At 52.5% G+C, this 13,562-nt stretch carries 11 protein-coding genes; 6 read left to right on the top strand and 5 right to left on the bottom strand.

The annotated features are described in order from the left end of the window. Positions 1 to 52: 52 nt before the first annotated feature. The 5 genes from DM868_RS02615 to DM868_RS15000 all read left to right on the top strand — a co-directional run bounded on the left by DM868_RS02615 (position 53) and on the right by DM868_RS15000 (position 6,318). A complete protein-coding gene (locus tag DM868_RS02615; RefSeq protein WP_137275292.1) occupies positions 53 to 1,336 on the top strand; it encodes a hypothetical protein in 1,284 nt (427 codons plus the stop codon). A gap of 121 nt (positions 1,337 to 1,457) precedes the next feature. After that, a complete protein-coding gene (locus DM868_RS02620; RefSeq protein WP_137275293.1) occupies positions 1,458 to 3,353 on the top strand; it encodes a DUF262 domain-containing protein in 1,896 nt (631 codons plus the stop codon). 81 nt (positions 3,354 to 3,434) lie between these two features. Next, the gene (locus DM868_RS02625; RefSeq protein ID WP_137275294.1) at positions 3,435 to 4,352 is read left to right on the top strand and encodes a hypothetical protein; all 918 of its coding nucleotides are present in this window, start codon (positions 3,435 to 3,437) and stop codon (positions 4,350 to 4,352) included. 204 nt (positions 4,353 to 4,556) lie between these two features. Continuing rightward, complete coding sequence (locus DM868_RS02630) at positions 4,557 to 5,138, top strand: hypothetical protein (RefSeq protein WP_137275295.1); 582 nt, start codon at positions 4,557 to 4,559, stop codon at positions 5,136 to 5,138. 424 nt (positions 5,139 to 5,562) lie between these two features. Next, positions 5,563 to 6,318, top strand: a complete 756-nt coding sequence (locus DM868_RS15000; protein ID WP_170964409.1) for an ATP-binding protein — start codon at positions 5,563 to 5,565, stop codon at positions 6,316 to 6,318. Positions 6,319 to 6,472: 154 nt separating this feature from the next. Here DM868_RS15000 and DM868_RS02640 read toward each other — a convergent pair whose 3' ends face one another. The 4 genes from DM868_RS02640 to DM868_RS15880 all read right to left on the bottom strand — a co-directional run bounded on the left by DM868_RS02640 (position 6,473) and on the right by DM868_RS15880 (position 8,540). Next, positions 6,473 to 6,886: a TRAM domain-containing protein gene (locus DM868_RS02640; protein WP_137275297.1), complete on the bottom strand. Its 414-nt coding sequence runs from the start codon at positions 6,884 to 6,886 to the stop codon at positions 6,473 to 6,475. Positions 6,887 to 7,125: 239 nt separating this feature from the next. After that, positions 7,126 to 7,488 carry a hypothetical protein gene (locus DM868_RS02645; protein WP_137275298.1) on the bottom strand — a complete coding sequence of 121 codons (363 nt, stop codon included), beginning with the start codon at positions 7,486 to 7,488 and terminating at the stop codon, positions 7,126 to 7,128. A gap of 285 nt (positions 7,489 to 7,773) precedes the next feature. Beyond that, on the bottom strand, positions 7,774 to 7,854 hold the full coding sequence (locus DM868_RS15875; RefSeq protein ID WP_449289565.1) for a DUF7837 family putative zinc-binding protein: 81 nt from the start codon (positions 7,852 to 7,854) through the stop codon (positions 7,774 to 7,776). 245 nt (positions 7,855 to 8,099) lie between these two features. Continuing rightward, positions 8,100 to 8,540 (bottom strand): DUF7342 family protein, encoded by a 441-nt coding sequence (locus DM868_RS15880; protein ID WP_449289562.1) that lies wholly within the window; start codon positions 8,538 to 8,540, stop codon positions 8,100 to 8,102. A 2,886-nt stretch (positions 8,541 to 11,426) separates the two neighbouring features. On the opposite strand from DM868_RS15880, the gene DM868_RS02655 reads away from it, so the two are divergent. Further along, positions 11,427 to 12,260 carry a hypothetical protein gene (locus DM868_RS02655; protein ID WP_137275300.1) on the top strand — a complete coding sequence of 278 codons (834 nt, stop codon included), beginning with the start codon at positions 11,427 to 11,429 and terminating at the stop codon, positions 12,258 to 12,260. 245 nt (positions 12,261 to 12,505) lie between these two features. Here the strand turns inward: DM868_RS02655 and DM868_RS02660 are convergent, their stop codons facing one another. After that, complete coding sequence (locus DM868_RS02660; protein WP_137275301.1) at positions 12,506 to 13,525, bottom strand: tyrosine-type recombinase/integrase; 1,020 nt, start codon at positions 13,523 to 13,525, stop codon at positions 12,506 to 12,508. Between the last annotated feature and the right edge of the window lie 37 nt (positions 13,526 to 13,562).

Here is a 13,562-nt window from a genome sequence, read left to right on the forward strand (position 1 = left end):
ACGATGTGGCCCGGTGCCCCAAGTTTATCTTCCGTAGTTACCATTTAGACACGTGCCGAAACTGAAACGGCGAAAAGACGGGGGCTACTACCTCCATGCCTCCGGCGACGAAAATCCGATCAACACCTTCCAGGTCACTGACCGGGGAGCCGAGATCGTCAAAAGTAGCGGCCGGGAACTCGGTGAATTCTTTCCAGACCAGCTATTCTTCCTACTCTACGACCTCGGTCACCTCTCGACGAAAAACTCCGGTGAGACCGGTGGCGAGATAATCGGCCAAGACCTACCAAGTGAGGTATACCAAGCTCTCTCTGTAGAAGACCGCGTTCAGGTGGCGAGAAAAATCGTCCAGACCCACGGAGTCGAGGAACTGTACACCGGTGAAACGGCGAAATGGGTCTGCTCTATCCTTGATCAGTCCACAGCAACCCTACAGCCTTTGGTAGAGGATATCGCGGAATCAGCCGGATACAGTTTTGAAACCATCCTGGAGTACAGCAAGCTGGTTCACGACGGCGGGAACTCACTAGAGATCGCTCTCTGTGCAGATCTCCAGATCCGATATCTTCGTGAAGTAGCGACGTTCGATGTCGATGATGGCCAAGAACGCGAACGAGAGGTACTCGGGGCTGACAACAAGTTCGTCTATCTCAAGACCCCAACCGAGGATACGTTTACCTTCGGCATTCCAGGCGACAAACCGATAGAGATCGCTGATGATCTCTCTGCTGAACTTGATAGGGTTTGGAGCCCTGGAATCGGTACCGCCGGTTTTGCTGCGCTAACAACGATGGAGGTGGAGCGACGATACGACGTCGATGACGGTATCGTACTTCCAGCGGAGCGCCTCAATGATTTTCCTGTTGCCCTTCCACCTCGATCTGAGGTTACGGAACTTTACGAGTCCCTTCGTTTGCTGAAGGCCACAGTTGACCATGTACTCTCCTCGCCGGACGCGAGTGTGGAAGACGGTGATAACTCGGTTTGCGACCGATGGCAAGATGAGCTAGAGAAGCGTCTTACATCGGGTACTGACGGAGCAGATTCCCTCGGTGCGCAGCAGAACTCACGCACCGACCACACGGTTCAGACCTACCGCGACTGCTACGGCAACGGAAGTGAGATTACTGACTACAAGTATATCGAGTGGTCTCAGCCGAGTGAGTCAGAGCAGCTTCGACTGTTTGGATTCGGGATTTTCGAACACGGAGAGGAAGTCAAGGTCCCGGTTGCACCGGAGAGCGAGAGGCCGTTACCGGTCTATCCGCAGTCAGAGAGCGAGTTAGAGCAAGCAATCGAGTTGTTAGATGAGTTCCCATCGAAACCTTCTGCCTGATGACGACGAACAGGACTGAATTCGATTGTTGCGAAGACAACTAGAATATCACATATCCAATAACTGTGGCTACCCTCATTCAAGAGTAATATTCACATTGTTTGACTGAGACACGGTCGGTATGTCCGAAACAATTGAAGACCTTCTGGCAGACATCAATACAGATGTCTTTCTTCCGGGTCTTCAGCGTGAATTCGTTTGGTCACCAAACCAGATAGAGACGCTCTTTGACTCACTCATACGGGGCTATCCGATTGGGGTGCTGCTTAAATGGGATATCCGTCGTGCTCGGGACGACTACTATGCCTACAAATTCATTCCGAACTACATCGCTGACGACGGCGGTGTTCCTCGACCAATTACTGATCAGGGATTCGCGCGAAACAATGAGGGGGTCGATGACTCCGGTGCTGATTCACTAATTATCGATGGACAACAACGACTCAATTCACTCTACATCGGACTATACGGTAGCATTGCAACCTATACCGGAGGTAGCGGGAGGACAAGGGAAGAGTCCCGGTATTGGGATGAAAAGAAACTCTGTGTGAACCTCTTCGGTCACCCGCAGCATGACCGGGATGGGCTATCGGGTGACTACGAGTTCAGTTTCAAGAAATCAGATCTATTCGCGGAGGAAGACGAATTCGGCTATGAACACCGCGGAAGCACACATCGCTACTGGTTCCCACTTTCTGCTGCTATCGCCAATGATGGACTTCTGTTAGAGCAATCCGACCTCAGAGCAGCAGCAAAGGACCGGGTTCGTTCGACAACAATGGAAGCGGACGAGGATACGCGTGATGCCCTGAAGGACTCGGCTTCGCTGGTCATGGACGAGTTCTATCACAACGTGATGAAAAGCGAACTGCCAGTGGAGACGATCAAGAAGGACAACCACCACATCAAGGAGATTTTTCAGCGTATCAATATCCAGGGAGAAGAGCCACGACCGTATCAACTCATGCTGTCTAAGTTGATGAGCACGTGGCCGTATATGGAAGACCGACCGTTCAATCCTCGACAGAAGGTTGAGAACTGGATCGAGGACTTCAAGCGCGAGTTTTCAGAGTACGAGACCGAGATAGACCGAGACCTCTTCATGCGGTATTCCTACATGCTTCTTGATGACGACCTTGCTGGCAAGTCATCCGTCAACAATCTCTCTGAATCGGATCTGGAGACCCTACGAACGAAGTGGATGGATGGTCCTGAAGAATATTCGTTTGCACCGTTTGAGTGGTTCCCCCGAGCCATGGAGAACTCCGTACAGAGCCTGATCGATATCGGGCTTTCAGAGTATACGATGGGTTCAAAGAGTCACATTGCACTTCTTGCAAAGTTCTTCTACGAAAACCCATCTATTGACCATACCGCAGCTGAAATTCGTAATGACATTTTCAAGTTTTTTGCCATTCTACTTTTGCTGAACGAGAGCCATGGGCTGCTTCGACGGACGAAAGCGCGCACCACATTATCGGTACTCTCTGAAAACAAAGGTGAACTTTCCACGTTCCCCGCTTTAGAGCTCTTCAATACGTTAGGAGTTAGTCCGGCTCGGGAAGATATCGAACGAGTAGTCAAACACGCGGAATACAACCCGAATGCCACAGGCACGGTTACCTTCACCAGCCGGAACGTTGCTGCGGTTCTCGGCCTACTTGATGGTGTGTATGGAGATAGAAACGTCAGTGACTACGAGGTTGACCATATCTTCCCTTCCAGTCGCGCTGATGAGGTTGAAGCAGAAGCCGGTGACGAGGTGAACATTCACAGACTTGGAAATCTCCAACTGCTTCATCACAGAGTCAATAACAACGAAAAAGGAACTCAGTGGCCACTAGATTGGCTTGGTGATCTTTCTGAGGGTGAACAGAGACGATACCGGGAATCCAATCTGTACCCGGACGACGTTCAGATGTCACCAGAGAATTATTCGGCGTTCACTGAAAGACGGGAGGAACTGATCAAGAAAACTCTCATAGATCGGTACGTCAGCAGCAGTACCGATGATTGAGGTGACTGAACAAATTGACGAAAGCGAGCGAGTACTTCGTTAGGTAGCAAATCAGCAGAGGACCCCTCCGATAACCAGATAATGAATCTCCCAATCGATCCAACTGAAAACGACTTATCACCGCAAGAGCTTATCCAGGAACTCCCCTCCAAAGCCGCTCGCCGTCGAGTCCTCCAAGCAGCGGACCTTTCCATTGACGTTGACGACCAGAGCTTCACTGAGATGCTGGAAGAACTCTCTCAAATCGAACTCCGGCGAGCGGCATCACAGCTACGCTTCGCAGGTGCCAGGACGATCTACTACTATCGTGTTGAGGACCTCCAACAGGTTTCACCGGATGGCGCGGTCGGCCGTGTCGGGGACGTCGGCTCTCCGGGGGCATACGGCCCCGAAGTTCAGAAAGCTCTCAGAGAGCACAATCGGATCTACGTCGTCTGTAATGTACCCAAGACTGGATCGCAGACACAGCTCACACTCTCGAAAGATGACCGTCCAACAACCGTTGCCACCTTCAAACCGAGAACGCAACTTCTCGCAGTCCGTTCCCCTGATGACGGCACTGCAGATGCAACAGCTCAGGCTGTGTTGAGTTATCTCGGATTAGAGGATGCCTCTAGGGTCTCGTTCTTGGACGACGGATTCCGTGAAAGGTTCGAGGATGCGTGTGTCGATGGTTATTCCACGGTTCAGCTTCGCCATACAACCACTTCGGCCAACACGAAGGAGATAGAGGTGCGATCCAAAGAATCCGGGGATAGAAACGTATCTGATGTCCGTCCTGATGCAATCGTTGAAGACTTGCTACAGCGGGGGGACATCGAACTAGAAAAAGCAGGAGGACTGGTATCTATCCCTACCACGGTTCAGTCGATTGAGCACGGCGAACGACTTCATCCACGCGTGACGATTCGATTCCCCGACGGGCGTGTGACGTTTGAGCAGTTCGTTCCCGAGCAAATCCTGATCGAACTGGACGATGTCGTTCGTAAATCGCTCTGAGTCTGGCGACACTGAACTGTGAGTTCAACCGCTATTCTTAAAGACAAGTTTGGGGAAGAATCGGGGGTAGCTGAGTAGAAATACATACGTACTTTTAACTAGATGTCCTACGGTTTCATACAGCCTGATGCCCTGGTGACGTCGTCACAGAAGGGCCGCGTGTAGTAGCACGCGACCGGGCTGTTCGCCGGAAAGCAAACAGCAATGACAACTTCAAGCTCGCACCGAGAAAAAACCCTCGGCACGATCTCTCCAATCGCTGTCCCGATCAACCAACTGCCCGTCGTTGAACTCAACGCTGAGTACATCCGCCGCTCCAGCGAATTAGCACTCGACCGCAACGAGTCTTATCGGAATATCGACGGAGGCACCGTTTTCGGAAACAATGACGCGCTGACAAGCCATCAGACCGGTATCCTCGGAGAGATGGCCGTTGCCGAACTCTACGCTACTGATATAGATGCTGAAACGTACGAATTCGGCGACGGGGGAGTCGACCTCGATTTGTGGGATGCTTCTGCTGATGTCAAATCGACAACAACGAATAAAATGCAGTACCCACAACTTCTGATCTGCGAGGACAACCCTCTTTCTGCAGACTTGTACTTTGTAGCCCATATCATCAATTGGGGTCCAGGCGGTGCTCAAGTCCGAGTCCACGGCTACGCGACGCAGGAACAGGTAGAATCCAAAACGCCGTACCGGCATCCGGGCACCCGCAAGAACTACGTCGTCGACCCGGAGGAACTGACACTGCCACCGCTAGTCCAGGTCTGCCATGGTTGAATCAGGCTCGTCAGTCCGGACTGCGACGGTTGTCGTTGTCGTTTCGACCGCGATCGCTGTCGTCGGTACCGGACTATTCGGTGGAATAGGCTCACTCGGAACTGGAGTGTCGGTGATTGTACTGACGGCTTTCGCGGCCCCTATCGCGTACGCTGGCTACAAGATCTCCCACTCGATATCAGTACCGACCACTACACGGGTCAACGATACCCGTAATATGGACGCCGAAGTTGTGAAGAAACGCACCGAAAGATGGTCTGAGGAAGCCGCGGTCAATCCGGCGTTCCCTCCAGGACAAGATCCACCCACCAGCGCACGCGGTCAGAACCACTCATCCCAATCCGAACAAAGACAGACCGACACTGACCCAAGTGAGAAAGGACCCCGACCTGCTCAAGGGAGCCGAGGTCTTGACACGTCAGAGATGGAGTTCCACTGGCGGGTAGAAACCAATGTGGGGTTCGATGACATCGGCGGTATGGACGACCTGAAGGACGAGCTCCGTGCAGAGGTAATTACGCCATTGGAAAACCGTGAGAAGGCCGAGGAACTTGGCGTGTCAGCACCGAATATCGTATTTCACGGCCCACCAGGGACCGGAAAGACGTACACAGCCGAAGCGTTAGCCACCGAACTTGGGCTCCCGTTCGCCAAGCTCAGCGGCGCAGACGTCACGTCGAAATGGATCAACGAGTCCGCATCCAAGGTCAACAACCTGTTCACCGAAGCGCGACGTGTGGCCGCGAAAGAAGGCGGCGCGGTCGTCTTCATCGACGAGTTAGACTCGGTGCTCAAAGACCGGGCCGGGAGCGAAAGCTCGCACGAAGAGGATAACAAGGTCGTCAACGAGTTCCTCTCCCACCTTCAAGACACGAAAGACCACAACATCGTGTTCATTGGTGCGACTAACCGCATGGAAGCCCTCGATGAAGCGGGGACTCGTTCCGGCCGGATCGATAAAAAAATCCACGTCGGTAAACCAGACGCTAAGGCGCGGAAAGCTATTCTCCGTGCACAGCTGACCGACAGGAAACACAACCTCTCAGAGACAGATATCGAAGACTTAGCCGGCGCAACGGAAGGTGCGGTGGCATCAGACCTCGAACAGATCGTGAATAGAGCTGCCAAGAACGTCTTATTACGAGGAGGGGATACGATTCGCAGGTCAGATATTGATTGACGGAATCACAAACTCAACACCGCGTTTTCGACGATACGGTCGTGCTGTCAATCGGTTCACCATGCTATCAGTCGCCGTGTCTTTCTCGGTCCTCTCTCCGTCTTTGTTTTGGGTCGATAATCCTCCCACTTCCTAACAGCCTCGAACTCATCAATCAGTCGTAGTAGCTCAGCCGATCAACCACCTCAGCGAACGCGACATTTTCTCTCACGTCAGTGATCTCGATACTCACCCGTTCGCTCTCTTCAGTGTCGGGAACAATGACGACGAACCCGCGTTCAACACGGGTGATACCGTCACCTTGGTCTCCGATATCTTCTATCTCGACGTCGCGCGTTTCACCCTGTTCGACAGGTGGTTCTGGTGGGCCACGTTCACGCTCAGGTTCCGTTCCTGTGTCCTCATTACTATCGTTTGAGGGCGAGGATACAATGGCAACTCGATACGTTTCGCCAGGTTGGATATCGCCGAGTAGAATTTCTTGTTCCGGCACTTCCAATCGATAGGATCCGCCCTGATCTTCAATTTGTGCAGAAAACACACAACGAAGTTGATCCGAGATCTCCATTAGTAGACCTCATCCACCGGATACGCGGGCCTGCGTACTTGATTCTGCTGTCTGAAGCCAGCTACCCTAGTGGTTCGTCAACCGTCGATTGATGAGTTCGGTGGGCTGTTTGCCCTGCCCACGGAACTCGAACGAACTTCTATCTGTCAGAACCGGTGTGATGGATACAACGTCCAGGTCTCGCAATTCAGTTGCTCCCGAGCGTGGGCGTTGGAATCGTTCGATATAGAGTGATACGACTAATCGATACGTTCCACGCGTAACTCATATTCAGCGTACTCCTCTATTTCGCCTGCCTCATCAACAGCATGGATCTGAGATTTGTCGCTCATATCGCCAGGCCATGGAACGAACACACGGTAATCCGCCACGTAGAGGATGTACTCTTCGGCACCGGGGACATACCGATGGGCGTCGTGTACGATATCGAGTGGTCGATCGTGATCACACTCAGTGGGAAGTTCGTCACTCAACACGACGGGCGTATAGTGCAGCGGACTGGACACAACAAGATAGCATGTGACCGCGCCTCCCTTCGAGAGATAGTTGAGAATCCGTAACTGCTTGGGATTTCCGGCGAAGATTGTTACATCATCCGGCATACGAGACTAGTGGCTCCACAGTGGAATAGAAGCTTGTAATTCAATCGTAGCTGCTTGACGAGATGGTCTATCGGTGGACGTATTTCTTGATTGCCAGCGCCACCTCACGGATGATCCAGTCGTACCTATCTGTATAGAACACTCTCACCGTAGTGCATCTACTCTCTGAATCTTGCCCGCGGTAAGAGAAATGCCGCTGACCCACTAGTTCAGATAGGGCGATTCCAAAGCCATCACTCTACGATTGACAGAGCACTAGTTCAAGCCCGTCACAAAGACACGCCATCACTTCAGGCTCACAACCTCTTCACAGTTCGGACACTCGGCCCACATGTCTGTTGCTCCGTCATCTTTCTGGTACTCGATAAGGACTCATGCGGAAGGGATACGCTCACCACAGTCCGAGCAGCAACCAAGTTTTGAGGACTTCTCAGTCATGGACAGAGGATGGAAGGAGCGTGTAACAGATTCCTTCCACCGATATTCTGGTCCTGTAAAAAAGGAAGCCTTTGGCGAGAGACCACCCAACCTATGAATATCCAAGGATCACTTCATGACCTCCGCTGCATTCGGAACCTTCGGCCCGGTGAATAGTTGAGCCTCGACAATTGTCAAGCCCATTTCCCGGATTCGGCGTTCCTGAGAGCGATGTCAAGGACCCGCAACCAGTACACGGCCAACCGTTCCACGACCGGGTCATTGGTATCGTGGAGACGTTGTACCAATGTGTCGCGGCGATCGCGGAGCTTCTCTTCGTCACCGTCAGCGTCAGCAAGTACCTCCTCAGCCTCGCTTTGCATACGCTCACGGTCAGGACCGAACCGGACGACTCCGTGGCGTTCGGCACGAGTGACTACACCTTCAGCGACGAGGTTGGCGAGAATTTGTCTTGTCCGGTCCACGCGGACATTCGTTGAGAGAGCGATCCCGGTCGCTGACCGCGGCGCATCGTCGGTCAAAGCCCATGCTCTCACTCGATCTCGTGGTGAAGACCACATCATCCACCTCCGCTCGTCTGTGCCCGAAGTCATGGTCGAAGAAACGGTTCTCATCGTCTTTAACGCCGGTTTTTCTGACCGTCACGACCTCGTTGTCACCAGTTTCGACGCACGGAAAACCCCCTGTCCCGCCCTTGGAGAGTGCGTCCGATAGAACCGGTCCCGAAGTGGCAGCGAATCAACCTTAATCACCGTCAAGAGAAACGAACGTCACGAGGGAGGTTACCGGTCGTCGTGTAGTCTCATGGAGGATTGAGGGGATCCTGTAGCCCTCTCGAACCGCCGTCGGCGCGGCAGCGGCAACAGTGTGGCGGTCTCCACGCTGTTGGAGGACGGAACAGTTCGACCATGGCCTCCTCCTCCTGATGAGCGAGGGGGGGCATCCGGAATGCGGTACGGTCAGCAGTGAGCTGTCCTGATGGAATGAAAGCGCGAACCCCCGTCACGCATGCGTAGTCGGTAAGCGACCCGTATCCCGACGGCAGTCTATCAGTATATGAGCTGAGCGACTGCGCGCGTGGTGAGGGATCTCATTCGGCATCACCCGATCACTGGTCACGGTCGCTCGTGACTTGCGCAGGATTGATTTGCTGCAACAAGCATGTCAGAACACCGTGCTAACATCGACGAGCGGCACGACTCCCTGTTTCCAGTCAGGTGGCTACTGGACATGCGGTGCGTTCGGTAGAGTTCGTAACTCACGTGAATATTGAACAATAGGTGGATCAGGTACGTGAGTCACCGAACGCAGTGCTCGCGGCTCACGAACGTGTGTTGGAGTAGTGGCATAAGGCGCTGTAACTGACGGAGGTACGTGAGTGTTGATAGGCTCGAACGCTACCTATGCTGCACAAGGAACGGTAGGGAACTGTCGCGGACAAGCTACGTCCGGCACAGTCCGCACGCCCGGTCCCTGTGGTAGCGTCAGTATCCTATGCACTGAGGCTACCACAGTTACCTTCCGTGCAGTACTTTCCGACGAAGCGATCGGTTCGTGATAGTACTCTAAGCACCGGAAGAGCGAGTTTCTCCAATCCCTCCTCTTTGCTCACCGGCGTTCATGTCGTGGGGTCGGTCCTCTCCGCTATGTACTCCTCTGCACGCACCTATGGCGAAGGGTATTATTCTCACACCCATCACACAGAAAAAATTGGGGGCAGTTACGATTACCGCTCGTTTCTGGCTCGACGACCAAGCTTTACTGTACCACACGACCCTCGGGGTTCCCTCCGAACTCCACAAGGAAATAATCCGTACCGGTCCCCTCGTGTACAGTTGTCACAGTAATATACTAAAATTGATAAGTATTCTGTAGTCAAGCCTGGCCACATGGCGTTTGAAAGTGGTTGCCCCATCGGCACCTGCGATATAGGCTACGGGGGTAAATCCCTCTCAGCCATCTATTAGACCTACCCTCTTTGGAAATTTTGAGGGGGTATAGAGCTGTGCGAGTTCCAAGCTACGGTGGGAAATTGCTTCGCACTGCTTCTAAAGCTCTTAGAAGCTATGCGGGTAAATCGTCATGAGATCTCTGCGCTCGTTATTGTGCTTATTTTCTATAGAATTCTACCATGATCCGGTAGAAATCGCAGTGCGTGGACGGGGTAGATTTGGGGATTTCTCGTGTTCGAGGCTTTCGCGGGAACTAGGGCGAAAGTGGTTGCAGAATTCACGTGTTATTAATCTATAGAATAACACATCGAGTTAGGCGGAACCGCAAGATGAGGCCGGGTTATTGTTTAATGTAATTGTGCGATGGATAATCTAGAATCAAAGGACGTGAGATTTCAGGCGAGCTGTGGTGGAGGGTCTAATTAGTGCCAGTTCGGCTCAGTTATTAACCGTGTTTTCTATTACTAAGTATTCAGATAGGTTTGGGAGAAAGTCCATGTTGTATATCTCCGATGGAATAGTAAGAATCGCATGACGCTACGAAATTTCGCTTATTGTATATTCTCGATGAATGATGCGTGATCGCAACACGTAGCCTCAATGTAAATCTTCAATGAATCGTGTGTAATTTCGCCATCTATATCATCGGCACTATTATATAAACAAACCAACTGAACAGTGTAACAGGGAAAATACCGCCGTTTACATGCCCGCATCTGCCACCATAAGATGAATGACAAAAACCCTGTTTTACGACGGTTACGCTCCGGAAATGGGAGGATTGGTTCAGGATTGCATAATCCAAATACTATCCTTTAACACACAGGATAAACCTGGTGAAATAATTCTCTCACACCTATTCACGACTGAAACTGACATGACTCTGTACCCGTAGAATAGTCTGGTCACCCTGTTCCCATCAGTAAATATCGTAAGTTGGCCGGTTTATTTGGGTTATTGATACTCTGTCTGGAGATCAGTTGAGCCACTCCACCGATACCGCTTTCCCCATTTCAACTGTTCACCCCATCTATGAACGTCGGGGCGTCATAACCCATCTCCTGAAAGATCGGCCCTGCTGAACCCTTGCTGAAAACACAACCAGTCAGTAGCGGAGGAGAGATGGATTCCCTCCCGAAGCCACGCCTCCTCCGATTCGTTGAACATGGTGCCGTGTTGGCTCGCTGTACCGCGCCACGGTTCTCGACACGCCATTCTCGGGAGCGCTTCATTCTCCGCTAAAACGTGATTCTGCTCTGGCTGAACGTGAAGTAGACGACAACGCACTGCGACCACGTTGACGAACCCATCGAACTACCATGTATCCGCGATGCCTTTGAGCTTGAATCGATTCCTGGACCCTCGACGCCCTGCAGGACATTCGACCGCTTTGAGATGGCTGTTTGGCGTGTTCCCTGATCATCTCAATCACTGATCTCCTCTTAGACGGTGTCACCGAGATCAATGCGTGCAGGTTCGAGCGCACGAATCTCGCACAAGCTAGAAGATACCAACCTTCTATTTACCCTCCAATGAAAGGGAAGGAGTATGAGCGATCTTCCGAATCGTCTGGACCTCAATGTCAAAGACGTCTCGCCAGCGCATGGAACTACAAGACCTCGGTTGGATGTCGAGATATCAGCTGGTCCATCCAACAACAATGACATACTGGTTGAGCAAATTTCGCCAGAGGTGACGTTTCGGTTCCCAAAGAACAACAAGCATATTGAAGGCTCGATTCCAACGGTTCCACTCGCTCAGACCTCTGAATTCGAGCGCCGAGGGTCGACGTTCAAACTCTTCATCGAGTTCTCGCGCCAAGAACTCGATACCATCGAGGAATACCGCGAAGGCGGCGACATCGAACTGGAGTTGAACCTCTGGATTGTTGGGGACCGGAACGACAACCGGGAGGAAGGCCGATTCGAGTTGACTGAGGGACTAATCGATGGTGAGTGGACCCGGATACTCGACGCATTTGACTATCACAATAAACGGGATGTCGAGCTAAACCTCGGTGTCGAGAATCCTCGCATCCGAGACCGGTTAGTTACGGCCCATGGGAAAATCGAACGGGCACAGCAGAAGCATGATACAGGCGACTACCCATCAACTGTTGTCGAGTGTCGTCGAGCGATTGAGGCGCTTCGTACCATCGAGGAAACCAGCGACGTACTCCACAAACGCAAGTACGACGATCTGGACGATATAATGGGAAAGTTCGAGAAAGGCTTCGCTGGCGGTCTGGCTCATGCTGAGGAGAAAACCGCCATCACCCCCGCACTCCGGCGAGATAGTGAATTTGCTCTGAATCTCACAAAGGCGTGTGCCCGCTACATCTCAACCGCCCTTGAAGAAGAAGGAGGAGAGATCCGAGAATAGCATACCCTTCGATGAGTGTAAAATGCGTCAAGAAACAAGCTGTCGAGATCCCGCTTTCTCACTTCCTAAGCAGTGTTAAGAGTTCTAAGCGACTTAGAATATATTCGGTGGTTCGGATGTTATCCAGGGTAGTGTAAGAGTCCTCTTACACTCTGTCCGATAGTTCGTTCATGAGGCTGACCCGTCGCCCGGGTTATTTTTGCGGCTGTTGGCAGTCATTTTCAGACTCGGTGCTTTCAGCTTCATCACATTTTATCGAGCGCGTCGCGTCTCTGACTTGCGGGAACCTGATCATATTTCATTGTAGTGACAGGAGTTTGATGCCGGAGTTGGTCCTTAGCCGCTTTGAGGTCTCGTTCCGCTGCGAGAAAAGTACCTGTACTATGCCTGATACTATACCAGGTCATTGTGCGACCGCCCGTGTCGATACCCGCATCAGCGCATAATCGCCGGAGGAGCCGGGCGAGTGATCGGGACGAATACGGTGTTCCTTCCCTCGTAAGCCATAATCGGTCGCTGTCGTCGTAAGCTGGATTCTCGGCCCGCTCTTCCAGCCATTGGGTCAATGCGTCAGTAGTGCGGCTTGTCAAGCTTGTGCGCCAGTTATCTGTGTTCTTACTCGACTCTTCCCGGGGGATACGTAGCAACCGATTATCGATATCAACCCATCCTGGCCGGGCACGAGAGACCTCCACGGGACGGAGCGCGGCGTCTAGACTTGTAAGGATGATTGTCGCTTCGCGCCAACTCTCCGTTGCGAGCGCAGCCTCACGAATCAGCCTGCGTTCGCGCCGAGTAAGGTAGTCGCGTGGGGCGTCGTCGCCACTCGACGAAAACCGTTGGTCGTGCTCCCACTCACAATTGGGGTGGTTGTCTTCGAGATACCGGTAGTACCGAGCGAGTGCTTCCTCGGTCTTGCCTTTCGTAGCGTTGCTCACGTCTCGATAAATGACGTCTTCTTCGATGTACTCTGTCGCCCGCGCGGGTTCGGGTGGGATTGAGTATCGGTCATGGCGGGCCCATACCCACCGGTCGAACCGAGCAGTGCGGTACGCGGTTTCGTACGTAGTGTAATCGCTGTAGCCCACTCCCTTTTCAGGAGTTTTTCCGCGAGTTCTCATCCACTGGATGAATCGATCTCGGTGGTCCGAATAGTCTACCAGTTGCTGATCGTTGAGGTACTCGGCGTTCGGCTCAGGGACTAACTTTATCGTTCGACCGGGCTCGATTTGAATGTCACAGCGTCCGTTTCGCTTGGCTGTCATGATTGTATGCACAAGCAAAACCACGAGACTGCGTAAG

The organism is Natronomonas salsuginis, from assembly GCF_005239135.1.
In the GTDB taxonomy this organism is placed as follows: Archaea; Halobacteriota; Halobacteria; order Halobacteriales; family Haloarculaceae; genus Natronomonas; species Natronomonas salsuginis.

Bases quoted from the DNA above. Each gene is read 5' to 3' on its own strand.
- DM868_RS02660 (WP_137275301.1), bottom strand. From the start codon at position 13,525: ATGACAGCCAAGCGAAACGGACGCTGTGACATTCAAATCGAGCCCGGT.
- DM868_RS02640 (WP_137275297.1), bottom strand. From the start codon at position 6,886: ATGGAGATCTCGGATCAACTTCGTTGTGTGTTTTCTGCACAAATTGAA.
- DM868_RS02620 (WP_137275293.1), top strand. From the start codon at position 1,458: ATGTCCGAAACAATTGAAGACCTTCTGGCAGACATCAATACAGATGTC.
- DM868_RS15880 (WP_449289562.1), bottom strand. From the start codon at position 8,540: ATGAGAACCGTTTCTTCGACCATGACTTCGGGCACAGACGAGCGGAGG.
- DM868_RS02625 (WP_137275294.1), top strand. From the start codon at position 3,435: ATGAATCTCCCAATCGATCCAACTGAAAACGACTTATCACCGCAAGAG.
- DM868_RS02655 (WP_137275300.1), top strand. From the start codon at position 11,427: ATGAGCGATCTTCCGAATCGTCTGGACCTCAATGTCAAAGACGTCTCG.
- DM868_RS15000 (WP_170964409.1), top strand. From the start codon at position 5,563: ATGGAGTTCCACTGGCGGGTAGAAACCAATGTGGGGTTCGATGACATC.
- DM868_RS02630 (WP_137275295.1), top strand. From the start codon at position 4,557: ATGACAACTTCAAGCTCGCACCGAGAAAAAACCCTCGGCACGATCTCT.
- DM868_RS02645 (WP_137275298.1), bottom strand. From the start codon at position 7,488: ATGCCGGATGATGTAACAATCTTCGCCGGAAATCCCAAGCAGTTACGG.